The sequence below is a fragment of the Ruegeria sp. K3 genome (assembly GCF_056531845.1).
The window spans coordinates 61,719-85,303 of sequence record NZ_JBQFMM010000011.1 but is presented as its reverse complement, the minus strand read 5'-3'; the positions used below and the strand labels follow the sequence as shown (position 1 = coordinate 85,303).

Genomic DNA, 23,585 nt, shown 5'->3' with positions numbered 1-23,585 from the left:
CCCGTGTTACGTTGGCCTTGAATCCGTTTCCATTCGTTACAATTGGCGGCGACGGAGAACCCTGAGGAGGAGAAACAGAGTGGGCATTCCCCGGCTCCTGGTGGTGGACGACGATTCGGAGATGCGGTCGATGATGACCCAGTTCTTTCAGCAGAACGGGTATATTGCTCTGCCTGCCAGTTCCGAAAGTGAAATACGCACGCATCTAACGTCGGGGCGGATCGACCTGATCCTGTTGGACGTGATGCTGGGCGATGAAAACGGCGTCGAGATCTGTGCCCGGTTGCGGGCCGAACAGGATGTACCGATCATTCTGGTCTCGGCCCTGTCGGCGGATCATCAGCGCATGGCAGGATATGAGGTTGGAGCAGACGATTACATCGCCAAACCATTCAACCCGCAACTGTTGCTGGCCCGCGTCCGTGCGGTGATGCAACGCGCCCGACGCACGCCTTCGCTGGCATACCGCCGCCGCACGCGCACCTTTCACTTTGACGGCTGGGTCTTTGACGGCAAACGGGACGAGGTGCATTCGCCCGAAGGCTATCTGGTTTCCCTGTCCCAACGGGAGACCGCCCTGCTGAAGGTTTTGCTGGCGAACCCGCATATTCCGCTGACCCGTGATGAGATCGCCGCCGCACTGGATGTAACCGGTGAGGCCGACAAGCCCGAGGCGCAAGGCCGTGCCATAGATATGCTGGTGGGGCGGTTGCGGTCGAAAATCGAGGCCAATCCAAAAGACCCCCAGATGCTGCGCACCGAGCGCGGTGTTGGCTATCTGTTTACCGCTGACGTTATGGTGGATGAGGACGCATGACCCTGCGCCTGCGCAGTTTTGGCTGGCTCTGGACCCTGTCCGCCTTTGTCGCGGGGCTGGTCGCTGCCGGGATGTGGTTCACCTCGGCACAGGCGTGGAACCGGTACCAGACCGCAGCATTTGTTGCTGGTTTCACCATATACGAAGATTTGCGAGCGGGGATGGCGCCGCCACCCGGCCTGTTGATCAACCCATTGCCAACCGAGGCAGCCGCTCTTGCTGACAGGGGAGCGTTCCAGCAAATGCCCGGCTTTGCGGATCGCCGCTTTGTCACCAATCTGTCGATCCTGACCGACAGTTCAGCTCCCTTGAGTGGCCGCGAATTGACGCTTGCGGTGTTATCGGATCGACTGGTCTATCCGGTTTCAGACATCGTCTCCGGCAGCGATCAGACCGGCCCCGAGAAGATGGGGAACCTGACCCGTCTGTTGGCCACATATTGCAGCGAACCTATCCTGATCGCGCAATTCGGGCGCGGAGTTTGGCAGCAAGTCGACGGCACCGAAATCTGGGGCTGTAAGGCTGCGCCGGTTGATCTGCGTTTGCCCGCGATATTACTGGGCATTGTGTCCTTGGCGGTGCTTCTGACCTCGGTCGGGAATGTTTCTGACAGTTTCGCACGCTTTGCTCAGGCACTAGGCGACCGCCGACGTCGCGGCGGGCCGCAAAGCTATGACGCGGACGGGCCCGAAGAGCTGCGCGATATCGTGACTGCGGTGAATGATCACCTCGATGCCGAACGTGCGCAGCTTGAGAAACGCGCCATTGTACTGTCGGGTGTCAGCCACGATCTGGGGACACCTGCAACCCGCGTCCGGCTGCGTGCGGCGCTGATTCCCGATGGAGAGTTGCGCGAAAAGCTCGAGGCCGATGTGGACCAGATGACCGGCATGATCGAAAGCGTGCTTACTTACACGCGATCGGAACTCAGCGTCGAGGAACCGCGCCAGATATCGCTGACCTCGCTGGTTGAGTCGCTTGTGGCCGATTATCAGGATATGGACCGGCCTGTGTCGTTGAAAGCCGTTGATCCCGTTGTCGTCGAAAGCGCGTCGTCTGTTTTCATGTCACGCCGTGGGCATGCGTCGCTGCCGGAAACGCGGCGCATCCTGGTGACGGGTCAACCGATCGCATTGAAACGAGCGTTGTCCAATCTGATCGACAATGCGCTGAAATACGGTCGTCACGCCGAGGTTGAACTGGAAACTGATGCTCAGACCGCCACGATCATCGTCGAAGACAAGGGCACCGACCTATCGGTCGCGGATATCGAGGCGCTGTTGGCACCGTTCCAGCGCGGATCAAACATCGGATCTTCGGACGGGTTCGGATTGGGCCTGACAATTGTCAGCACCGTTGCCGAACAACATGGCGGAACGCTGAGTTTCGAGGCCGGAGATCAGGGTCTGCGCGCGCGACTACAGATCACACGGCAATAGTCATGGCGCATAGCTGCGCACCAAGGCGCTGGCGATCAAGGCCCAGCCATCAGCGATGACGAAAAACGCCAATTTGAACGGCAGCGAGACCGTAGCCGGAGGCACCATCATCATTCCCATCGACATCAAAACCGCTGCGACAACGAGATCGATAATCAGGAAAGGCAGGAAAATCAGGAACCCGATCTGAAAGGCCCGCGCGATTTCCGACAACATGAAAGACGGCATCAGCACGGATAACGGGGCCTCGGGCGATAGTTGAATCGCAGCACCATCCGGGCGCAGGTCTGCCATGGCCTGAAACGTGTCGGCATCAATACGCGCTGCCATAAAACTGCGAAACGGCACCAGCGCGCGTTCCAGCGCAGGCTCTAGGTCAAGCGTTTCCTCGACCATCGGCTGAATCCCGGTCTCCCACGCCTCGGTAAAAACCGGCTCCATGACGAAATAGGTCAGAAACAGCGCCAGACTGACGATCAACATATTTGGCGGTGACTGCTGCAAGCCGATTCCTTGCCGCAGGATCGCCAAAACCGTGATCAAAAACGGGAAACAGGTGATCATGATCGCCAGTCCCGGTGCCAGGCTGAGCACCGTGATCAGCAAAATCAACTGTATGGTCCGGGCCGAGATCGACCCGCCTTCGCCCAGGGACAGCGACAGTTCTTGCGCCGCGCCACCGGAGGGTATGACCAGCAAAAATGCCAGCCAAAAAAGGTGGCGCATCATCCGATCCCGTTCTGCAGATCCGAGATTTCGGTCAGCCGTACAGCCAGTTGCCCGGACTGATCGCCCTCCATCTCTTCCAACAAACCGCGCGCGACCAATTGGTCCCCGACATAGAGGTCAACCGGATCCTCGATCCGCTTGTCCAGTGTCAGTACGGCATTTTCGCCCATGCTCAACAGGTCACGGATCAAAGGCCGCGCACGCCCGACCGAGACGGTGACTTCGATCGGAACAGTCTCGAACGGGTTGGGTTTTTCGGGTTTCGGTGGTTGAGGATCACTCATTTGACAAAGCCTCTTTTGCTTCAAACAGATATGCGTCGAACGCTGCAGCAATGGATGAGAGCAAGGCAGCGCAGTCCACCTCGCGTTGGGCGATCCCCACCTGCAATCGCGCCTGTCCCGGCTGGAGCGAGACATCCTCGATAACCTGGGGACGCGGCGAGATATCCTGCGGCAGCATCGCCTCGACCTGATCCGAAGTGCCCGCCGGAACAGTCAGCTGCAGTGGCTGGTCGACCTGCTCACGCGCCATGTCGCAAAGCTGCTCGGTCAATCGCTTCGCAAAGCCATGCTCGATCGTCTCAGGCAGAATAGTCTGAACCAGGCTTTGGAACATCGGTTCCAGCGACAGGGTCATGCGGGTCAATGCTTCTTGATAGGTAAAGGACAGGTCGGATAACGTCGCCGACAGATCGGAGCTTAGCTGTGTGCCAGTCTGTTCCTGCGCCTGAACCGCATCTTCCCAGCCCGCCCCATAGCCTTGTTCAAATGCAGCAAGCCGCTGTTCTTCCAGTGCGTCTTCATCCAGTAGATGTACGGCCACCCCAGCCGCAGGGGCGGTGAAGTCTTCAAGAAGATGAGCGATCGACATCACACCTTCTCCTCGCCTTCTTCGAGCCAGCTGCGCAGGATCTCTACCGTCTCTTCCTGCTTGTCGCCGATCATGGCGCGCAAACGGTCGACAGGATCTTCCCCTCGCGCAGCGGCAATCGCCGGAACATTCGGCTGCGCCGCATCCGCGAGCGGTGCAAAGTCCGGCGCATCTGCGGTCGCAATTTCCCCGGTCAGGGAAGGCGCTGGGGCGACCTCGACCGGTGCACCTGCTGGCAGCAGCGCCGATGCCGCAGATTTCGTCAGAATTGGCCGTATGACAAACAGACCCAAAACAAGGGAAACCAGCGCCAAAACCACCATCTGGATTAGCGACATAGCGTCGATATGCATGTTCTGCCAGATCGACCCGGACACCAACTCGCCCTGGGGTTCAACCATGGGCAAGTCGAGCGATTTCAGTGTGATGACGTCGCCGCGTTCAGCATCAAACCCGACCGCAGAAGCCACAAGCTCTTGCAGTGCATCAAGCTCGGGCTGCGGCATGGGTTCAAAAATCTCGACGCCATCTGTGCCTGCCGCTCGAACACCATTGACCAGCACCGCGACAGTCAGACGTTTGATCGCACCTGGCGCGCGATGAACTTCCAACTCGGTCTCTGACACCTCATAATTCACCCGTTCGCGGGTCTGAGTGGCATTCGAATTGGATTCATCGCCTCCTGCCCCGTCGCCATCCGGCAGATTCGACGCCACTGTCACATCCGCTGACTGATTACGCGCACTGTCCGACCGTTCTTCAACATCTGTGCTGATCGCAACACGGCCTTTGGGGTCAAAGCGACGTTCCCGTATAGACTCGGTTTCGGTCACCGTATCTACGCTGACCTCAACCACCGCGTTGCCGGCCCCGACCCGGGCTTCGACCAGACGTAGAACTTTCTCACGCAATTGGCGCGCCTTATCATCTGCAGTATCGGCTGCCACCGCCGTGTCCTGCGCGCCAATCACAGCCCCGTTCGAATCAATCACAGTGACGTTTTCCGGTGCCAGCCCGCTAACCGCCGACGCCACTAAAAACCGGATCGCCTTTGCCTGATCTCCGTTAATCGGTGCACCCGACGGGACCAGATAAACCGAAGCGGTTGGCGCTATGCTGCGCTGAAACGGGTTGGAGGAGCTGTTGGCGATGTGCACCCGGGCCTTGCTGACATGCGGGCTGCCCACAATCGTGCGCGCCAGCTCTCCTTCTTTTGCGCGCCAATAGGCGGCATCAAACATCTGCGACGTAGTGCCAAAGCCGCTGAGCGAATCCAGCAGTTCGTAACCGCGATTGCCGTTCGCAGGCAGGCCCTCGCTAGCCAAAGTCATCCGCAACTCATCCCGCTGAACGCCGGGGACGTAGATCGAGCCACCCCTTATTTCATAGTTCACACCACGCTGGTCCAGCGCCCGCACGATATCCCCGGCTGCACCGCTTTCGAGCCCCGCATAAAGCAGCGTCATCGACGGCGCTGTCACAATCCGTGACATCGCAAGCACACCCAGAAACACCAGTGCCACGGCACCGGCCACGATAATTTGTTTGCGCCTGTCCAAACTTGCCCAGACAGTTCCGATCTGCTGCACGCTTACCTCCGACTCACCGACATTCTGTGCGGCTCTGCCCTTGTTTGGACGATTGCCCTTAACAATCGGTTAGTCCCTGAGGGGTTATGACGGTTGCCGAACAGATTCATGAGGACCGCATGACCGACGCAACTGCAGATGAGGCGGAAGCCCCTAAAAAATCAGGGAAAAAGGGCCTTCTGCTTGGACTGATTCTGGCTATCGCGGGCGGTGTTGGTGGCTATTTCATAACTGCATCCGGCCTGCTTCCCATAGGTGGGTCCGAGATGGTGAAAGAGGCCAAAAAGAAAGGCGAAGACGCTTCCGTAAAGGCACTTCCCGATGTGAAATTTGTCGATCTTCCGCCGGTGATCATCTCGGTCAAGTCAGATGATTCGCGACATTTGAAATTTCACGCGCAGCTTGAAGTGAACGCGGGCTACGCCGCCGAGGTTGAAAAGATGCAGCCGCGAATCATGGACGTTCTGAACAGCTATTTGCGCGCCCTTGAGTTAACCGATCTGGAAGATTCTCTGGCTTTGATGAGGATCCGCGGACACCTGCTACGACGCATTGGGATCGTCGTGGGCGAAGGCCGCGTGCGTGACGTTCTGGTCATGGAATTTGTACTGAATTAGGAGGCGATGGTGGAGTTGATTGCCGATATTCTTCTGGTTGCGGGCGCTCTTGGGGCTGGTCTGTATTGTTTCGTTCTGTCGCGACGCCTGAAGCGGTTTACCGATCTTGAGAAGGGTGTGGGTGGCGCCGTTTCCGTGCTGTCCTCGCAAGCAGAAGAGTTGCGAAAATCGCTGGATAGCGCGCGTCAGGCTTCGGATGATTCCGGCACCGCGTTGCAGACGCTGACCGAACGGGCGGAAACCGTCGCACAACGGTTGGAGCTTATGATGGCCTCGATGCACGACGTCGTTCAGGAAGAGCCCTCTGAGCCGGAAGTTCCCATGGATCAGCCAGATGACGCACCTGCTGAGGGCAGGTCTGAGCAGCCCGGCGAAGCAAAAGAAACTGTATCCGATCCGTCTGGTGAACCAACTGAGGTCTCGACTGAGCCATCGGAAGCACCACCAGAGCCGCCCGCAAAGAAACCAGAAGGCCTGATGTTCTTTCGGCACGCCGCACCATCTGACGGAGCAGCGAAATGAGTCGCAACCGGGCAAAAGCGCCTGATCGCCGAGCGCGCGGCGGTGTTCTGACCGTCATTTCCTTGCTGATGGTCGGCTCTGCGATTATTCGCATCGGGCTTGAGGCCGGGCCTGCACTTGCCCGCGGCGCGGAACCAAACATGGCCTCGCCCGTCGGTGGTGAACGCAAAGAGGCGAATGCGGCAGATCTACAATTGCTGCTTACGGAACTATTGCGCCGTGAAAAGACTCTAAACCAGCGTGAAAGCACGATTTTGGACCGGGAACGGGCGCTCGACATTGCCGATCAGGCCATCGAAACCCGGCTCACCATGCTGGAGGACGCCGAGAACGCTCTGCGTGAAACGGTGGCGATTGCCGAAAAGGCCGCCGAAAACGATCTGACACAACTGACTGACGTGTATCAGAGCATGAAGCCCAAAGATGCCGCCGCGTTGTTCGAAACGATGGACGCGGTATTCGCCGCTGGCTTCCTGTCTCGCATGCCACCTGAAGCTGCCGCTGAAGTTATGGCCGGTCTCAGCCCCGAGGCTGCTTACACCATCAGCGTGATCATGGCCGGGCGCAATGCACGTGCCCCACAGGAATGACCCTCATGGCCATATCTATCTGCACCCTCAACGCTGGAGACCTTTCATGATCGGGCTCATCGGAATTGCCGTCATCTTTGTCATGGTATTCGGCGGCTACCTTGCCGCAGGCGGCAAGATGGCCATCATTATGAAATCACTGCCCTTCGAGATGATGATGATCGGAGGGGCCGCAGTCGGCGCATTTCTGATCAGCAATGATATCGGCGGCGTAAAACACACTGCCAAGGATATCGCGAAAGTTTTTAAAGGACCCAAATGGAAGCCCGAGGATTATCGCGATCTGTTGTGCTTGTTATTCTCTCTGATCCGGATCGCACGCGCGAACCCGGTCGAGGTAGAGCAGCACATTGAAGAGCCAGGAAGCTCATCGCTATTTTCCGCATATCCCAAGATTCAAGCCGACAAAGAAGCGGTGGACCTGATCTGTGACACCATGCGCTCGGCGGCGATGAACTATGACGACCCGCACCAGGTTGAGGAGGTGCTGGAAAAGCGGATGGAGGCGAACTTCCACCATGCCATGCATTCAAGCCACGCGCTGCAAACCGTTGCTGACGGGTTGCCCGCCTTGGGGATCGTGGCCGCCGTTCTGGGTGTGATCAAGACGATGGGATCAATCGACCAACCACCGGAAGTTCTGGGTAAGCTGATCGGCGGCGCGTTGGTTGGGACGTTTCTGGGGGTTTTTCTGGCTTATGGATTGGTGGGTCCTTTCGCGGGCAAGCTGAAATCTGTTGTTGAAGAAGACAACCACTTTTACCAACTCATCAAAGAGGTTCTGGTGGCTAATCTTCACAACCACAACGCGGCCATGTGTATAGAGGTCGGCCGCCAGAACACACCGACCCACAACCGGCCCGGTTTCTCGGAACTTGAAGACGCGCTTAAGGAACTCAAGCAGGCTGCAGCATGATCCGCGCATTGTCTTTGGTCTTGCTCGCATGGGGCACAAGCGCGTCAGCACAGGCTTTGACCGTGCGATCGGGCGAGCATGAGGGATACACGCGACTGGTGGTACAGGTCCCCTCTGGCACCGGTTGGATGTTGGATCCGGTCGAGAACGGCGCGCGGCTGAGCATTGGCATCGATAATGCGACATTCAACACTGCAGCTGTCTTCGACCGCCTGTCGGGGAACCGTCTGCAATCGCTTCAACAGGCCGGGCCAGGTGCAGCGTTGGAGATGACATTTGGGTGCGACTGCGTGGCAACGGCATTTCTGCATCGCCAAACTATGGTGGTCATAGATATCGCACCCGACCAGGGTACACCTGCAAATGACCCGGTAGAGCCAGAGGCGCTTCCCAGGACTGCAAGTATCCCGGCCCCAAAACCCTTACCTACTGATATTCCAGCCACCGAACTGGCCTTGCCTTTGCTGCAATTAAATCAACGAAATTTTGAGGAGCAGTTGGCATCACGTATATTGCAAAGCGCTGATCGAGAGGTTGTTGATCTTGAACTGGCAGGTGTCGGAAGCAGGGAATCGTCCAGTTTTGGGTCGCTGCGATCTTCGGAAAAGCTGGTACCAAATCTGCGACTGTCTTCGGTGCTCGATGAGGTTTCGGGGCTAGGCAATCTGGCAGTTCCTCAGATTGATAGCAAACCGGAATGTATCACGGACAGCGAACTGGGTTTTGGGACATGGTCGGGCGCTCGATCATTTTCCGAGGATGTGGCCGAATTGCGGGTCGGGCTATTTCAGGAATTCGATCGTGTCGACCAGGCGCATGCAATGGATTTGGCGAAGCTCTATACGTATTTCGGGTTCGGTGTAGAAGCGCACCAAGCCCTGTCTTTGTTGTCGGAGACCTCGGTTGAGCAGCGCAGAGTAGCGGCCATCGCATCAGTGATGGACGGGTTGCCTGCGCCGACGCCGAACCCTTTGGAAGGACAGCAAAGATGTGATGGTGCCGCCGCACTCTGGGCGCTTTTGAGTAAGGGTAAACTTCAATCCGATGCGCATGTGAAGGCGATCGAACGCAGTTTTGGTCGGCTGCCGTGGCATCTCAGGCAACATCTCGGCCCGGATATCGCCGAGATGTTTGTCTCGGCAGGCCGACTTGAAGTATCGCGCCGGATCTTGCGTGCGGTCGAACGGGTCTTAGAGGACGAACCCGCTGATGTAACCTTTGCCCAAGCCAAAATCGCGGATGCTGCAGGGGATACCGATACCGCAGAAACGCTGTTGACCGAGGTCATATCGGCGCCCGATGCCGCGACCGATGCGCCGTTGGCACTTGCGCGGTTGATCGAAAAGCGGTGGTCGGACCGGGGTACGGTCTCGCCCCGCGACCTCGATTTAGCTGCAAGTTATGCGCGCGAGCTTCGGAAGTCCGATCTTGGCCCGATGTTGGCGCGTGCACACGCTTTGGCGATGGCTTTGTCGCAGGATTTTACCGGAGCTCTTGCCAGTTTTGAGGATGTCTCGGATTCCGACGAATGGCAGAGGACACGAGATCAGGTATTCCAATTGCTGGCGGAGCGGGCGGACGACATTACTTTCCTGCGCCATGTGATGGAATTGAAGGACAAGCGACGCAACGCGCTGGCGGTCGAAACTGCCGTGTCCATGGCAGAGCGATTGGCTGACCTTGGGTTTTCAGCGCAGGCTTACGCGCTGGCAAACCGACCGCAAGATCGGGAACGCAGCCGTGATCGTGCTCGGCTTCGGGCAAAGGCGGCTCTGTTGGGCAACCGTCCCCGTCAGGCGCTGCTGGAAATCGCGGACGATTCCTCGGACACCGCGCAAGAGTTGCGCGCCCAGGCCATGATGCAAACACAGGATTTCGATGCCGCCGCGCGCGCATTGCAGGCAGGCGGGAAGCACGAGATGGCCGATCGATACAACTGGTTGGCGGGCTCCGGCGGTGCGGATGAAGAGAGGTCAAACACCTTCACCGATTTGTCCCGCATCCGAACGTCCCTGATCAAGCCCGTTGCGCGGCAGCCGGACAAGCCGTTGTCGGACGCCGCAATGCTAATACAGGACAGCACCATCGCACGCGCGCAGATCATTGAAATGCTTGAGACAGTGCGCACAATTGACCCGAACTGAACCTTGGAAGTCTGTTCTTGCAGGGACAGGTGTAACTGATTTGGCCTGTAGGCTGATAGACGCCAAAATCAGCCTCTAACAAAGGTATTGAATTCATTTGGACTTCCTATGCGTTAATCCATGATGCCCATGGGACAGTGGCGGTAAACTCAGTGAACGTGTCGAAGATCTACAGCTGGCTCAATGATCATTCAGGACCACCGCACGCGTTCAAGTGTGCTGGTTCTTGGACAACTCTATCTGAAATTACGATCACCACATCTGCCCTTGGTAATCCAGGCCGAGTGACTCAGACTTTCTGAAACCGTATTCCAGGGCATTACGGTTGCCACATCGGGATCCTGCAGACCCGCCCCAGAGATTTGTTCAGCCCAGATGTGAACATGCACCGCCAAAACAGCCGCTACAATTGGCATTGCGTATTGTGCCGGGGACATGGTCTGGGGTTGGCCCCAAGTTAGCTCGCCCTTTCCAGCATCGCCACGTCAATCCAACCAAACTTGGCCAGTTGATAAAGGATCAAACTGCACCGATCACATAAGCTTGGGCGTGTGTTTTCACAGGCTGATCTCCGGTTTGCGGAGGAGGCGTCTTGAGGAATTTAGTCATATGTACGAGCCGGCATGTGCTCTGCCCCCGACGTGAACCATCAAGAACAGAGACTATTCAACCGGATTTATTCAGTATGGGGCCTCCACATCATTCATCGAGACGTAGACTGTCTTCATCTCGCTGAAGTGGTTGATTGCCAGTTTCGAGTTCTCGCGACCGACGCCCGACATCTTAGATCCGCCGAACGGTGCCTCAACCGGGGCCAGGTTATAAGTGTTGATGTAACAAGTCCCCGCCTCAAAACCTGCCACGATGCGGTGGGCGCGGGTTAGGTCGTTGGTGAAGACGCCGGCGGCCAGACCGAATTCAGTGTCATTGGCACGGGCCAAAACCTCTTCTTCGGTGTCGAAGTCCAGCACCGACATCACCGGGCCGAAAATCTCTTCGCGCGCGATTGTCATATCGTCCTTAACATCGGCAAAAACCGTGGGCTGCATGTAGAAACCATCGCCTTGGACCCGTTCGCCGCCATAGATCAGCCGCGCGCCTTCAGCCTTACCCTTTTCGACATAGCCAAGCGCGATATTCATCTGGTTTTCGCTGACCATCGGGCCAAAGTTGACCTCTTCATCCATCGGGTCGCCGATTTTCGCCGTAGCAAGGCGTTCAGACAGGCGCTTAAGGAACGCTTCCTTGATTCCCTTTTGCACAAAAACTCGAGTGCCGTTGGAACAGACCTGTCCCGAGGAATAGAAATTTCCCAGAATGGCGCCTGACACGGCATTTTCGATGTCGGCGTCGTCGAACACGATCATCGGGGACTTGCCACCCAATTCCATGGTGACATGTTTCATGCCATCGGCGGCAGCAGCGTACACCTTGCGACCCGTTGGAACCGACCCTGTTAGCGAGACCTTGGCCACTCGGGGGTCGGTCACCAGGCTGGCGCCTACATCACCGTAGCCCTGAACAACGTTATAGACGCCTTTGGGTGCACCTGCCTCGATCAAAATCTCGGCTACTTGCAATGCCGACAGCGGAGTAGTCTCGGAAGGCTTGAAGATCATTGTGTTTCCGCACGCCAACGCCGGGGCACCCTTCCAGCAAGCGATCTGCGTCGGGTAGTTCCATGCCCCAATGCCCACACAAACGCCCAGCGCCTCGCGGACGGTATAGACAAAATCCCCGTCTGCCAGAGGGATATGTTCGCCGGTCAGCGAGGCCGCCAGACCGCCAAAATACTCCAGCGCATCCGCGCCGCTGGTAGCGTCGGCCACCAGCGTTTCCTGCAGAGGTTTGCCGGTATCATGGGTTTCGATAATCGATAAGTCACGATTGCGATCCCGCATGATGTCGGCCGCGCGTCGCAGCACACGGCCTCGCTCGGTGCCCGATAGGGCAGCCCAGGCCGCTTGGGCCGATTTTGCACTGTTTAGAGCCTTTTCAACAATCTCAGGCGTGGCGGAATGCAGCCGTGCGATGACCTCTCCGGTGGCGGGGTAGATAACGTCGATGGGCGCGCCATTGGTGTCCTCGACAGACTCGCCATTGATGAAGTGGCTGGCCTTGGGTTGAAACTTCATGCCGGTTCCCTTTGTGTTCAGAAATCTCTTTAGGCAAAGAGATCGCGTACGTTGAGGATCGAACTATCGATTATTGACTGATCAGTCAATCAAGTCGCAAATTGGCAGGATCTCGCCTAATACAAAGGGTCTTCCCTTGAAACGAAAGGTTAATGTTCTATTTATGTTCTGCACAGTCAGAGGATTACCCGATGGCCCAGAACATGCGAAATTCCGCCCTGAGCGGCCCGACAAACGACTATCACCTGCTGCCAGTTACAGATCGGCAGATGCGCTTTGCCCGCGCCATCGCGCAACAATCAGCGCTTGAGATTCCGGTCGAGGCGCAGCGTGACCGCAAATCCCTGTCGGACTGGATTTCAGCCCATAAGCCGCATGATCCGTCGCCCTTTGCAAACTACCCAACAGGTAAGCAGGTTGCTTTTGCCGAACGTATCTCGCGTAGCAAGCGCCGCCCGATCCCGTCCGAATGTTTCCGCGACAAACAAATGATGTCGCGCTGGATCGATCATAATAAATAGATCGCTCTATTTGCCGTGGTTGCGCGCGTATAGCGCGACGGCGGCGGCCACAAACATGCCCAACAGGATGTAACCCGTCACAGCCTCGGCCACAGCCAGCCCACGGCAAAAGCCAGTTGGGGACATGTCCCCATATCCGACCGTTGTGAAGGTGACGTATGAGAAATACAGAATATCGGCTGGCCCTTCAGCGCCGATCACACAATGATCGTTATATCCAAACGCGCCGTAGACGGCTGCGAACAGGAATGGCACGACCTGAATGAAGGACACCCCCATCAGGAACAACAACCTCCGGGGGGATTTCACCTGGGTCATGTAGTACCAAGACTGCGAGGCGATCCAGATTAGAAGGCCTACCGAGGAAAGCGTGCCAATGGTGTCGCCTGCAGTAGCTTCGTTCAGGCGCGACAGACCGTACCACGCAAGAAAGCTTGCCAAGACCAGCCCAAGCGCCGCCAGCAAAGTTGATTTCCATTCTTCCAGGGTTCTGGGTTCGTGGGTCATGAGCGCTCCGTCGGTTGGGCTTGCGCACAATCATCCGATTTCAAACGCGGCCTGCAAGCTGATTTCAGTCAGAGCCCAGATGTTCCTCGCCCCGCGCGCGGGCCAGCTGTATCTGCTTTTGCCGCTCGCGAAACCGCGACTTATCCTGTTCTGAAGTCTCATTGATACACCGATGGCAGGATACGCCATGCTCGTATTCAGGGCGTTTCACATCTTCGGGCAGGATCGGGCGACGGCAACCATGGCACAGCTTGTGTGGGCCTTCGACCAGCCCGTGACCAACTGAAACGCGGTTGTCGAAGACAAAACACTCACCCTGCCAAGTGCTGTCTTCGGGTGGCGTTTCTTCCAGATACCGCAGGATGCCACCTTTCAGGTGATAGACATCCTCGACCCCTTGCCCCAGCAGGTAGTTGGTGGATTTTTCGCACCGGATGCCACCGGTGCAGAACATGGCAACGCGTTTGTTGTGAAAGCGCTCCTTGTTCTGTTCCCACCACGCCGGGAAATCGCGAAAACTGGCTGTATTAGGGTCTATTGCACCCTCGAATGTGCCAATCGCCACCTCGTAATCGTTGCGGGTGTCGATCAACACCACATCATCTGATCGGATCAGCGCGTTCCAGTCCTCAGGCTCGACGTAATTCCCGACATTTGCGCGGGGATCGACATCGGGCTGGCCCATCGTCACGATCTCTTTCTTCAACCGCACCTTCATCTTGCCGAAGGGCGGATTGTCCGAGGTCGCCTCTTTCCACTCAAGATCACTGCATCCTGGCAACGCACGGATATGCGCCAGAACCGCATCGATACCTGCGCGGGGTCCGGCGATGGTGCCATTGATCCCTTCTTGCGCCAGCAGCAAGGTGCCTTTCACCGACTGCGCGCGGCAAAGCTCGTGCAAAGCCGGGCGTAGCGCATCGGGGTCGGGAAAACGCGTGAAATGATAGAGGGCAGCGATTGTGTACATGTGGGCGATCTAATGCCCTTGGCAAAAACACACAAGAGACCGCATTGACGATACCCGCTGCGCACCATACCGATAACACGACTTTAGGAGGCCAGCATGTCCCACGCCCTGCTCGTTATCGATGTTCAAAATGACTTCTGCCCCGGCGGCGCGCTTGCCGTTGCCGGAGGGGACGAGATCGTCGCACCGATCAATGCGATCATGGATACGTTCGATACGGTGATCCTGACACAGGATTGGCACCCGGCGGGGCATTCTTCATTCGCCAGTTCTCATACTGGCAAAGCGCCGTTCGAGATGATCGACATGCCTTATGGCCCTCAGGTCTTGTGGCCCGATCACTGTGTTCAGAGCAGCGCAGGCGCGAACTTCCATCCGGATTTGCGAACAGATGGCGATCTGATCATCCGCAAGGGATTTCGCAGCGCTATCGACAGCTATAGCGCGTTTTTCGAAAACGACCATTCCACGCCCACTGGTCTAAAAGGCTATCTTGAGACGCGCGGGATCACGCAGCTGACCATGGTCGGTTTGGCGACAGATTTCTGCGTGCATTATTCGGCGGTAGATGCGGCACAGCTGGGGTTTGATGTCACTGTCTTAAGCAACTTGTGCCGCGCCATTGATATGGACGGATCTTTGGCTGTCGCAGAGCAGGCCATGCGCGCAGCAGGTGTGACACTGGCCTAAGGATCAAAGCGCGGCACCGTGCTCGGCCAGCAGTTTCAGAAACACAAACAGGATCACGGCAAGACCTAACGCGAAACCGATACGCCCAGAAACCGTGCGACGCTTTGGACGCACTGGTCTTGGGCGTGGCGCTTGCAATGGTCGCTCGGGCATTTTCCGGTTCACGGTCCCGGGCTTTGCGGTCCTGATATGGCCCAAGAAGTGATGGAAATCGAACTCACCACTATACTCTCCCTGGACACCCATATTCCGGATATTCGCAAAAAGCCGCTTTATGATCAGGAGGCGATCTTCAGCCTCTTCTGGCCGAAAATAACCTCGGGCAAGATGCCCATCCGACTCATCCAGGCTAAATCCTGATTCCAGAAATATTCTGCGAATCTTGGGCGATGCAGCGCGCAAAGCGTCTGCCGTCTTGATATCCCTGAACCGCGCCCGCACCGGGGGCCGCCCAGTTATCGATGTTTGCCCATGCTCAGGATCAACCTCATCCGGAGCTATTGCAACAATGTCAAAATCGTACTCGAGACTCATTCACTAACTTCAACCTTCAGTTCCATCCCCACCCCTCACTAAAGCGTGAAGGAAACCCACAATAAGCCCGTAATGTGTTCTGTCGTGGGCATTGTTCCCAATTCCGCGACTCTTGCCATTTCGTGCTCCGATTGATCTAACAACGGAAATTGCAGGAGGTCCCCATGGTCGATATCGCGACGCGGGTCTACAATCATAAATGGAAGATTGACCCGATAATCCGGTCATTGATCGACACAGATTTCTACAAACTGCTGATGTGCCAGTCAGTGTTTCGAAATAAGCCCCAAACCGATGTGGTGTTTTCGCTGATCAACCGGTCGAATCACGTGCCATTGGCCCGTTTGATCGATGAAGGCGAACTGCGCGAGCAGTTGGATCACATCCGCTCGCTAAGTCTGAGTCGTGGGGAAAGCACGTGGTTGCGGGGCAATACATTCTACGGCAAGCGTCAGATGTTCCGCCCGGATTTCATGGAATGGTTCGAGAACCTGCGCCTGCCCCCTTACCATCTGGAGCGTAAGGGTGATCAGTATGAGCTGACCTTTGAGGGCAAGTGGCACGAGGTCATGCTATGGGAGATCCCGGCGCTGGCCGTACTGATGGAATTACGCTCACGCGCGGTTCTGAACGATATGCGCCGGTTCGAACTACAGGTGCTCTATGCCCGTGCAATGACACGCGTATGGGAAAAGATAGCCCAGCTTCGCACTATTGAGGGGCTTGGGATCGCGGATTTCGGTACGCGGCGGCGGCATTCCTTCCTTTGGCAGGACTGGTGTGTGCAGGCCATGATTGAAGGTTTGGGCTCGTCCTTTACCGGAACGTCCAACTGTCTGATCGCAATGCGACGCGAAGTTGAGGCTATTGGCACCAACGCACATGAACTACCTATGGTGTATTCTGCGCTCGCCGAAGACGACGCCGCGCTTGCGCAGGCGCCCTATGACGTCCTCAGCGACTGGCACGAGGAACATGATGGAAATCTGCGGATCATTCTGCCCGACACGTATGGCACCAAAGGGTTTCTGGACCGCGCGCCTGACTGGCTGGCAGGCTGGACCGGCATTCGCGTTGACAGCGGCGACCCCGCAACTGGCGCAAAAATCGCAATAGACTGGTGGAAATCACGCGGCGAAGACCCGACGCAGAAGCGGGTTATTTTCTCGGACGGGTTAGATGTGGACAAGATACGCGAATTGCACGCTCAGTTCGCGGATCAAACCAATGTCTCGTTCGGCTGGGGTACGTTGCTGACCAATGACTTCCGCGAACTTGTACCGAATGACGCATTGGCTCCCTTTTCGCTAGTCTGCAAGGCGGTCTCGGCCAATGGCTACCCGACGGTCAAACTATCTGACAACCCGGAAAAGGCGATGGGACCCGCCGAGCAGATTGAGCGGTACAAGCGCGTCTTTGGCGTTGGAGCGCAGGAGCCGATCGAAGTGATCGTTTAGCCGTGGTAGGCCGCAACCGTCTTAAGCTGCGAGAACCCATAAAGCGCCTCGAACCCTTTTTCGCGGCCATGGCCGGATTTTCCAACGCCGCCAAAAGGCAGCTCGACACCTCCACCCGCGCCGTAGTTGTTAATGAACACCTGCCCCGAACGCAAACCCTTAGCCAGCCGCATTTGACGCCCACCATCTCGGGTCCAGACGCTGGCAACAAGGCCATATTCGGTGCTATTTGCTATGGTTAGAGCCTGTTCTTCGGTGTCAAACGGGATCAGAACCTGTACGGGGCCAAAGATCTCATCCCGCGCCAAGGCATGATCGGGCGGCACATCCGAGAACAATGTGGGCCTGACATATGCGCCGGATTCGGGTGCGCCAGCCGCAATCTGGCCCTCGGCGGCAATCGCCAAGTCCGAGCCTTGGTGAAGGAAACCGGTCACGATTTCTTTTTGCCGTGTTGAGATCAGCGGACCAACGCGCAAGTCCTGGACCGCCGGTCCAACGGTGAGTTCTTGATAGGCAGTCGCCATACGGGATTTCACCGCATCATAAACACCGCGCTGCACCAGAATGCGCGAAGAGGCCGAGCAGGTCTGGCCCGCATTCTGTATACCCGCATTCACCAGATACGGCAGCGCGGCATCCAGATCGGCATCATCGAAAACCAGTTGCGGCGACTTGCCGCCCAGTTCCAGTGTCACCGGAACAACGTTTCGTCCCGCCGCCTGCTGAACCAACGCGCCTGTCGCGACCGAACCGGTGAATGAGATGTGATCCACACCCGGGTGTTCCGACAGGGCCGCGCCCGCCTCAGCCCCCAGGCCAGGCACCACATTCAGGGCGCCAAGCGGAAGGCCCGCCTGTATCGCCAGATGCGCGAAGGCCAGTGCGGTCAGGCAGGCCTCTTCCGCCGGTTTCAGAACACAGGCGTTACCCATTGCCAGCGCCGCCCCGACAGAACGGCCAATGATCTGCATCGGATAATTCCACGGCACGATGTGGCCGGTCACACCATGCGGCTCGCGCAACGTGTAGACGGTATAGCCATCCAGATAGGGAATGGTCTCGCCCATCACTTTATCCGCAGCACCACCATAAAATTCGCAATACCGCGCCAATGCTACCGCATCTGCCCGCGCTTGGGTCAGCGGTTTGCCGACATCCATCGCCTCTAGCTGTGCCAGATCATCCACTCGGTCTAGAACCAGTTGCCCCAGCCGGGTGAGGATACGCCCTCGCTCCAGGGCCGTCATGCGACCCCAATCGCCATCGCACGCGGATCGGGCGGCCCGCACCGCAGCGTCGATATCGGTTTGGCCACCTCGAGCGATCTGGCAGATCTCGGAACCGTCCGAGGGATTCACCAGCAGCAAGGTTTGACCTGACGCGGGCATTTTCCATTCTCCGCCGATCAGGCAAAGGTTGGGATCGAACCAGAGGGGGTTAGTCATCGGAAGCTCCAATATCAGGCTCTATACGGGGGTTTTTCATGCAGCGCCTCGTCCTGTCTCCGGCAATTTCGGCGCCGCATTGATCAGAGTTCGTGTGTAAGGATGCTGAGGCTCTGTGAAGACTTGCTCGGTTTCACCCTGTTCCACAATCTTGCCGGCCTGCATCACCAGCACACGATCGGTGATGGTTCGAACCACGCTCAGGTCATGGCTGATGAACAGGTAAGTCAGATCGTAAGCCGCACAAAGCTCGGCCAGCAGGTCGAGAATTTGGGCGCGGACCGAGACATCCAGCGCCGAGACAGCCTCATCAAACAGGATCAACTCGGGTCGAATAATCAGAGCGCGCGCAATAGCGATACGTTGCCGCTGCCCACCCGAGAATTCGTGAATGTAGCGGCCCGCATCATCGGGGCTTAGGCCAACGGCGGTAAGCATCTCAGCGACGCGATCCTGCCGTTCAGAACCGGTTGGCGGGGTGTCCAGCAAATGAAATGGCTCGGTGATCAGGCGCGCGACCCGGTGGCGAGGATTGAAGCTGCCATAGGGGTCCTGAAACACCACCTGCATCTTGCGTCGCACTGCCAGATTGGGTTTGTGGCCGGTGAAAACAGGCTGGCCATCAAGGGAAATGCGGCCTTGCTGCACCTCCTCCAAGCCTAAAATGGCTCGTGTTAGGGTCGATTTTCCACAACCGGACTCTCCAACCAGCCCTAAACGCTCCCCCCGATTCAGGGTAAAGCTGACCTGATCGACGGCCCGATGATGACCGGGCGTGGCAAACAGGCGCGTTCGGGGCAGACGGTAGTCCCGCACCACGTTCTCGACCTCAAGCAACGCTCGCGGTGCAGGAGAGGTCGGCAGGTTGACTTGATGCCCCGAAGCTTCGAACAGCATACGGGTGTAAGGGTGCTGCATATGGCGCAGGAGATGATCTGTTGCGCCCGTTTCAACAACCTCCCCATGCCGCATGACCACAATCTGATCCGCCATGTCTGCAACCACCGCCAAATCATGCGTGATCATCAGCAGACCCATGCCATACTCCGACACGAGCCCTTTAAGCAGATCAAGGATTTGCGCCTGCGTGGTCACATCAAGCGCCGTTGTCGGCTCATCCGCGATCAACAGTCGGGGGCGCAGTGCAATCGCCATGGCGATCACCACTCGCTGGCGCTGACCGCCTGACAGTTCGTGAGGATAACGCTTCAACGGAAACCTGTCGGTTGGCAATCCAACCCGGGCCAGAACCTCTTCGGCCCGAGCGCGCGCTTTGGCCGGGGGCATGGCCTTGTGGATCAGGATAGTCTCCATAACTTGATCGCCGATGGTCTTCACCGGGTTCAGGGCAGTCATCGGCTCTTGGAAAACCATTCCGATCGCAGCGCCCCGCAACGCACAAATCTCGGCCTCAGACCGGTTCAGTAGGTTCTGGCCCTCTAACTCTAGCACCCCATCTACTTCGGCATCGTTTGGCAGCAACTGCATCACGGCAAAGGCTGTCATTGATTTGCCCGAACCGCTTTCTCCGGTCACAGCCACGATCTGCCCAGGGGCAATCGACAGGTTGATCTTCTTTAAAATCGGCGTGCCATGGATAGCCAACGAGAGGTCCTTGATTTGCAAAAGACTCATGCGCGGGCCACCCGTATCCGAGGGTCCAACCAATCGCGCAAGCCATCTCCCAGAAGGTTCAGGCCCAGAACCGTCACGATGATGGCAAGACCTGGAATCAGAGCCAAATGCGGGGCAAAACTAACCATCGTCTGCGCATCGGCCAGCATTCTGCCCCAGCTTGGCGTAGGGGGTTGCGCACCAAGACCGACATAGGACAGCCCAGCCTCGGCCAGAACGCCAAGTGAGAACTGGATTGTTCCCTGAACAATCAGCAGATTGGCGACATTGGGCAGGATATGTTCAGCCGATATCCGTGCCGCGCCTTTGCCTGACACGTGGGCGGCAAGGATAAACTCGCGCTCCCAAAGAGACAAAGCTGCGCCTCGGGTGATGCGGGCAAAAACGGGGATGTTGAAGATACCGATGGCGATGATCGCGTTTATGGCCCCGGCACCAAAGACGGCGGTGATCAGAATGGCGATGACGAGAGAGGGGAATGCAAAGACCAGATCATTGCCGCGCATGATGAATTCATCTAGCCACGATCCACTGCGCGCAGCGGCAGCCAGACCCAAGGGAACGCCCAGCGCCATGCCAATCCCGACCGCGACCAGCGCCACCGCAATCGAGGTGCGCGCACCAACCATGATCATCGAGAACATGTCGCGTCCGAAATGATCGGTACCGAACCAGTGCTGTGCGCTGGGTGGCTGCAGCTTGGCCGGAATGCTCAGCGCGGCGTGGTCGTATGGGGTCCAGACAAAGGACACCAGCGCTGCCAGCACCACCAGTGAGGACAGCGTCGCGCCAAGGATCAGGTTGCGGCTCATGTCCTGCTCCTCAGCCTTGGATCGACTGCGGCATAGGCCAGATCGACAAAAAAGTTCACCATGATGACGGCAAAGACCAGCAGCATAACGACCGATTCCACGACGATCAGATCGCGCGCCGATATGGCCTGAAAAACCAGCCGCCCGAGGCCGGGTAGATAAAACACCTGTTCGATGATGATCGAACCCGCCAGCAGGAAGGAAAATTGGAGTCCAATGATCGTCAGTACTGGGATCAGAGCATTCCGCACTCCGTGTCGCCAAAGCGCCTGCCGACGCGAAAGGCCCTTGGCGCGTGCAGTGCGCATAAAATCCTCGGCCAGAATATCCAACAGAGCCGAGCGCATAACCCGCGCAAGGATCGCCGCTTGCGGCAGGGCCAATGCAATGGCTGGAAGGGTCAGTGAATGTAGACCGGTCCAAATGCCGTTCTCCCAACCCGCGAAACCGCCGGCATTGAACCAGCGCAAATTGATGGCAAAGACCAGCACCAGCATCATCGCGAACCAGAAATTCGGCACCGCGATACCAAGCTGAGTCGCACACATCACGGTCAGATCACCCGGTTTGCCTCGCCGTGAGGCTGCGTAGATACCGGCGGGGAAAGCAATCAGCGTGGACAGGGTCAGCGCGTATAAAGCCAGCGGCAATGACACCCACAATCGATCTGCGATCATCTGCGACACGGGTGTGCGATAGGTGTAGGACGTACCAAAATCCCCAACCAACATCCCGCCGACCCAGTTGAAGTACCGCTCGATCTTCGAGACATCGAGGCCCAGTTCAGCTCTCAGCGCAGTCAATGTATCGGCCTGCGCATTCACGCCCAGCATGAACGACGCCGGATCGCCGGGCGCGACCTCGATCACTGCAAAGATGACAACCGAGGCGACGGCCAGGCTCAGGATCAGCGACAGCAGACGTTTGAGGGCGTAGCGGAGCATTTGGAAACGTTAGGGTCACATCCCGTGAGGGTCCAGCGCCTAAGGCACGAGAAGATAGACAAAAAGAAACCCGCCAAACCAGAATCCTTGTGGGTTTCATGGTGCAACAGTTCGCGCCGGGGCGCTGGCCATCGCCCCGGTCCAACTCTGTTCTTCTATTCGGACCAACTGATCCCGGTCAGATCGATCGCTGCCGTGGGTGCGTTTTCCCATAGCCCCTCAACACCGGCCTTGGCCACGCCAAGCTTGGCAAGTTGAAACAGGTACCCGTTGACGTAATCGGTCGAAATCAAGCGCTGTGCCTCACCCAGCAAACGTGTGCGCTCATCAGGGTCCGTGGTCGAATTCAGCGTGTCCATCAATGCCTGAAAGTCGGTGCTGTCATATTGGAAGTAATAGTCGGGCCGGGCATAAATACCGATATCCATCGGCTCGGTATGGCTGACGATGGTCAGGCCAAACTCCTTGCCCTTGAACACGCTTTCCAGCCACTGCGCCCATTCCACATTGATGATCTCGGCGGTGATGCCAATATCGGCCAGTTGGGCAGCGATGATTTCACCCCCGCGTCGGGCGTAGGAAGGCGGCGGCAAGTGCAGCGTGGTCTCGAACCCATCGGGATACCCGGCCTCGGCCAGCAGCGCCTTGGCTTTTTCCGGGTCATAGGCCGAATTGCCGGTCAGATCGACGTAAGCCGGATTATGCGGAGCAAAATGCGTACCGATGGGTGTGCCATAGCCGAACATAGCCCCATCAATGATGGCCTGCCTGTCAATCGCGTGGGCCAATGCCTGTCGGACCAATATGTCATCAAACGGGGCTTGTTTGTTGTTGGTCGACAGAATGGTTTCCCCCTCGGTCGAGCCGACAAGAACCTGAAAGCGCGGATCAGCCTCGAATTGCGGCAGATTCTCGGGTGCGGGGAAGTTGTCGAACACGTCTACATCCTCGGCCATCATGGCGGCAAAGGCGGCGGTCGGATCCGAGATAAACTTAAACGTTGCGGTCTCTAACGCGGGCTGTTCGCCCCAATAGTCGGGGTTGCGATTCAGGATGATGCTGTCACCCTGCAGCCAGTCAGAGAAGGTGAAGGCCCCCGTGCCAACCGGATTGGTCTTGATATTCTCGATGCTTTCGGGCGCAACGATCACCGCGTCACCCCAGGCGAGATTGAAAAGGAAGTTCCCGTTCGGCTCATTCAACGTCACCTGAACGGTCAGGGGGTCCACCACCTCGACACTTTTAATGCCCGCAAACAAAGCCTTCTGCGCGTTGGCGCTGTCTTCTGCCGTGGCGCGATCAAGGGTGAACTTGACGTCCTCGGCATCCATCGTTGTGCCATCGTGAAATGTCACACCGTCGCGCAGCTTGAATGTGTAAACGGTACCGTCATCCGAGATTTCCCAGCTTTCGGCCAGCCCCGGCACCACCGAGCCATCCCCCATGAACCGGGTCAGGCCTTCGAAGATATTGGTGTAGACGACCGAATCGATAGCCTGCGCCGCAGCGCTGGTCGGGTCCAGATGCGGTGGCTCAAGCTGCATGGCGATGGTGATGTCAGATTTGGCCATGGCCTGCGTGGCAAACAGGCCCGCGCCAAGGACCAGGGCCGACGCGAACGAGCGAAAGCGCTGCTTTGTCATGAAAATCTCTCCCCACTGAAATTGGCTAGCCCTGCTTTTTTCGGGCCGATCTG

23 protein-coding genes are annotated in these 23,585 nt (G+C 57.5%); 11 read left to right on the top strand and 12 right to left on the bottom strand.

The genetic code is table 11. The features are described from left to right. Positions 1-79: 79 nt before the first annotated feature. Complete coding sequence (locus tag ACR0MP_RS18105) at positions 80-817, top strand: response regulator transcription factor (protein WP_170408540.1); 738 nt, start codon at positions 80-82, stop codon at positions 815-817. Beyond that, positions 814-2,256 (top strand): sensor histidine kinase, encoded by a 1,443-nt coding sequence (locus ACR0MP_RS18100; protein WP_170408541.1) that lies wholly within the window; start codon positions 814-816, stop codon positions 2,254-2,256. The genes ACR0MP_RS18105 and ACR0MP_RS18100 overlap by 4 nt, the downstream gene beginning before the upstream one ends. Here ACR0MP_RS18100 and fliP read toward each other — a convergent pair whose 3' ends face one another. The 4 genes from fliP to fliF are packed head-to-tail and all read right to left on the bottom strand — an operon-like array spanning position 2,257 to position 5,447. Then, on the bottom strand, positions 2,257-2,985 hold the full coding sequence (gene fliP / locus ACR0MP_RS18095) for a flagellar type III secretion system pore protein FliP (protein ID WP_170408542.1): 729 nt from the start codon (positions 2,983-2,985) through the stop codon (positions 2,257-2,259). Next, entirely contained in the window at positions 2,982-3,269 is a 288-nt protein-coding gene (locus tag ACR0MP_RS18090; protein ID WP_170394848.1) for a FliM/FliN family flagellar motor switch protein, read from the bottom strand. The genes fliP and ACR0MP_RS18090 overlap by 4 nt, the downstream gene beginning before the upstream one ends. Then, a complete protein-coding gene (locus tag ACR0MP_RS18085) occupies positions 3,262-3,858 on the bottom strand; it encodes an ABC transporter ATP-binding protein (protein WP_170408543.1) in 597 nt (198 codons plus the stop codon). Before ACR0MP_RS18085 ends, ACR0MP_RS18090 begins: the two co-directional genes overlap by 8 nt. Next, entirely contained in the window at positions 3,858-5,447 is a 1,590-nt protein-coding gene (gene fliF / locus ACR0MP_RS18080) for a flagellar basal-body MS-ring/collar protein FliF (RefSeq protein WP_170408544.1), read from the bottom strand. Before fliF ends, ACR0MP_RS18085 begins: the two co-directional genes overlap by 1 nt. A gap of 119 nt (positions 5,448-5,566) precedes the next feature. Here fliF and ACR0MP_RS18075 point away from each other — a divergent pair, with 119 nt between their 5' ends. Genes ACR0MP_RS18075 through ACR0MP_RS18055 form a run of 5 tightly spaced genes read left to right on the top strand, consistent with a single transcriptional unit; the run spans position 5,567 to position 10,236 of the window. Beyond that, a complete protein-coding gene (locus ACR0MP_RS18075; RefSeq protein WP_170408545.1) occupies positions 5,567-6,064 on the top strand; it encodes a flagellar basal body-associated FliL family protein in 498 nt (165 codons plus the stop codon). A 9-nt stretch (positions 6,065-6,073) separates the two neighbouring features. After that, on the top strand, positions 6,074-6,586 hold the full coding sequence (locus tag ACR0MP_RS18070; RefSeq protein ID WP_480887484.1) for a hypothetical protein: 513 nt from the start codon (positions 6,074-6,076) through the stop codon (positions 6,584-6,586). Continuing rightward, positions 6,583-7,176, top strand: a complete 594-nt coding sequence (locus ACR0MP_RS18065; protein ID WP_170408547.1) for a MotE family protein — start codon at positions 6,583-6,585, stop codon at positions 7,174-7,176. Before ACR0MP_RS18070 ends, ACR0MP_RS18065 begins: the two co-directional genes overlap by 4 nt. A gap of 46 nt (positions 7,177-7,222) precedes the next feature. Next, positions 7,223-8,092 (top strand): flagellar motor stator protein MotA, encoded by an 870-nt coding sequence (motA, locus tag ACR0MP_RS18060; RefSeq protein ID WP_170408548.1) that lies wholly within the window; start codon positions 7,223-7,225, stop codon positions 8,090-8,092. Next, positions 8,089-10,236 carry a hypothetical protein gene (locus ACR0MP_RS18055; RefSeq protein ID WP_170408549.1) on the top strand — a complete coding sequence of 716 codons (2,148 nt, stop codon included), beginning with the start codon at positions 8,089-8,091 and terminating at the stop codon, positions 10,234-10,236. Before motA ends, ACR0MP_RS18055 begins: the two co-directional genes overlap by 4 nt. 680 nt (positions 10,237-10,916) lie before the next feature. Here ACR0MP_RS18055 and betB read toward each other — a convergent pair. Further along, positions 10,917-12,371, bottom strand: coding sequence for a betaine-aldehyde dehydrogenase (gene betB / locus ACR0MP_RS18050; RefSeq protein ID WP_480887486.1), 1,455 nt, complete (start codon positions 12,369-12,371; stop codon positions 10,917-10,919). A 191-nt stretch (positions 12,372-12,562) separates the two neighbouring features. Between betB and ACR0MP_RS18045 the strand changes: the two genes are divergently transcribed. Further along, positions 12,563-12,892, top strand: a complete 330-nt coding sequence (locus ACR0MP_RS18045; protein ID WP_170394874.1) for a hypothetical protein — start codon at positions 12,563-12,565, stop codon at positions 12,890-12,892. Between the two features lie 6 nt (positions 12,893-12,898). Here the strand turns inward: ACR0MP_RS18045 and ACR0MP_RS18040 are convergent, their stop codons facing one another. Both ACR0MP_RS18040 and trhO read right to left on the bottom strand, forming a co-directional pair. Next, entirely contained in the window at positions 12,899-13,399 is a 501-nt protein-coding gene (locus tag ACR0MP_RS18040) for a potassium channel family protein (protein ID WP_170394876.1), read from the bottom strand. Between the two features lie 64 nt (positions 13,400-13,463). Further along, positions 13,464-14,369: an oxygen-dependent tRNA uridine(34) hydroxylase TrhO gene (trhO, locus tag ACR0MP_RS18035; RefSeq protein ID WP_170408551.1), complete on the bottom strand. Its 906-nt coding sequence runs from the start codon at positions 14,367-14,369 to the stop codon at positions 13,464-13,466. 96 nt (positions 14,370-14,465) lie between these two features. Between trhO and pncA the strand changes: the two genes are divergently transcribed. The 3 genes from pncA to pncB all read left to right on the top strand — a co-directional run bounded on the left by pncA (position 14,466) and on the right by pncB (position 17,050). Next, positions 14,466-15,059 carry a bifunctional nicotinamidase/pyrazinamidase gene (gene pncA / locus ACR0MP_RS18030; RefSeq protein WP_170408552.1) on the top strand — a complete coding sequence of 198 codons (594 nt, stop codon included), beginning with the start codon at positions 14,466-14,468 and terminating at the stop codon, positions 15,057-15,059. A gap of 132 nt (positions 15,060-15,191) precedes the next feature. Beyond that, complete coding sequence (locus ACR0MP_RS18025; RefSeq protein WP_170408553.1) at positions 15,192-15,419, top strand: hypothetical protein; 228 nt, start codon at positions 15,192-15,194, stop codon at positions 15,417-15,419. Positions 15,420-15,757: 338 nt separating this feature from the next. Further along, positions 15,758-17,050, top strand: coding sequence for a nicotinate phosphoribosyltransferase (pncB, locus tag ACR0MP_RS18020; protein WP_170394888.1), 1,293 nt, complete (start codon positions 15,758-15,760; stop codon positions 17,048-17,050). On the opposite strand, the gene ACR0MP_RS18015 is transcribed toward pncB, so the two are convergent. The 5 genes from ACR0MP_RS18015 to ACR0MP_RS17995 all read right to left on the bottom strand — a co-directional run bounded on the left by ACR0MP_RS18015 (position 17,047) and on the right by ACR0MP_RS17995 (position 23,532). Next, positions 17,047-18,498, bottom strand: a complete 1,452-nt coding sequence (locus ACR0MP_RS18015) for an aldehyde dehydrogenase family protein (protein WP_170408554.1) — start codon at positions 18,496-18,498, stop codon at positions 17,047-17,049. The genes pncB and ACR0MP_RS18015 overlap by 4 nt on opposite strands. A gap of 36 nt (positions 18,499-18,534) precedes the next feature. After that, on the bottom strand, positions 18,535-20,133 hold the full coding sequence (locus ACR0MP_RS18010) for an ABC transporter ATP-binding protein (RefSeq protein ID WP_480887490.1): 1,599 nt from the start codon (positions 20,131-20,133) through the stop codon (positions 18,535-18,537). Beyond that, on the bottom strand, positions 20,130-20,945 hold the full coding sequence (locus ACR0MP_RS18005) for an ABC transporter permease (protein ID WP_480887492.1): 816 nt from the start codon (positions 20,943-20,945) through the stop codon (positions 20,130-20,132). Before ACR0MP_RS18005 ends, ACR0MP_RS18010 begins: the two co-directional genes overlap by 4 nt. Next, complete coding sequence (locus ACR0MP_RS18000) at positions 20,942-21,889, bottom strand: ABC transporter permease (RefSeq protein ID WP_170408557.1); 948 nt, start codon at positions 21,887-21,889, stop codon at positions 20,942-20,944. Before ACR0MP_RS18000 ends, ACR0MP_RS18005 begins: the two co-directional genes overlap by 4 nt. Before the next feature lie 155 nt (positions 21,890-22,044). After that, a complete protein-coding gene (locus tag ACR0MP_RS17995) occupies positions 22,045-23,532 on the bottom strand; it encodes an ABC transporter substrate-binding protein (protein ID WP_170408558.1) in 1,488 nt (495 codons plus the stop codon). Positions 23,533-23,585 lie beyond the last annotated feature (53 nt).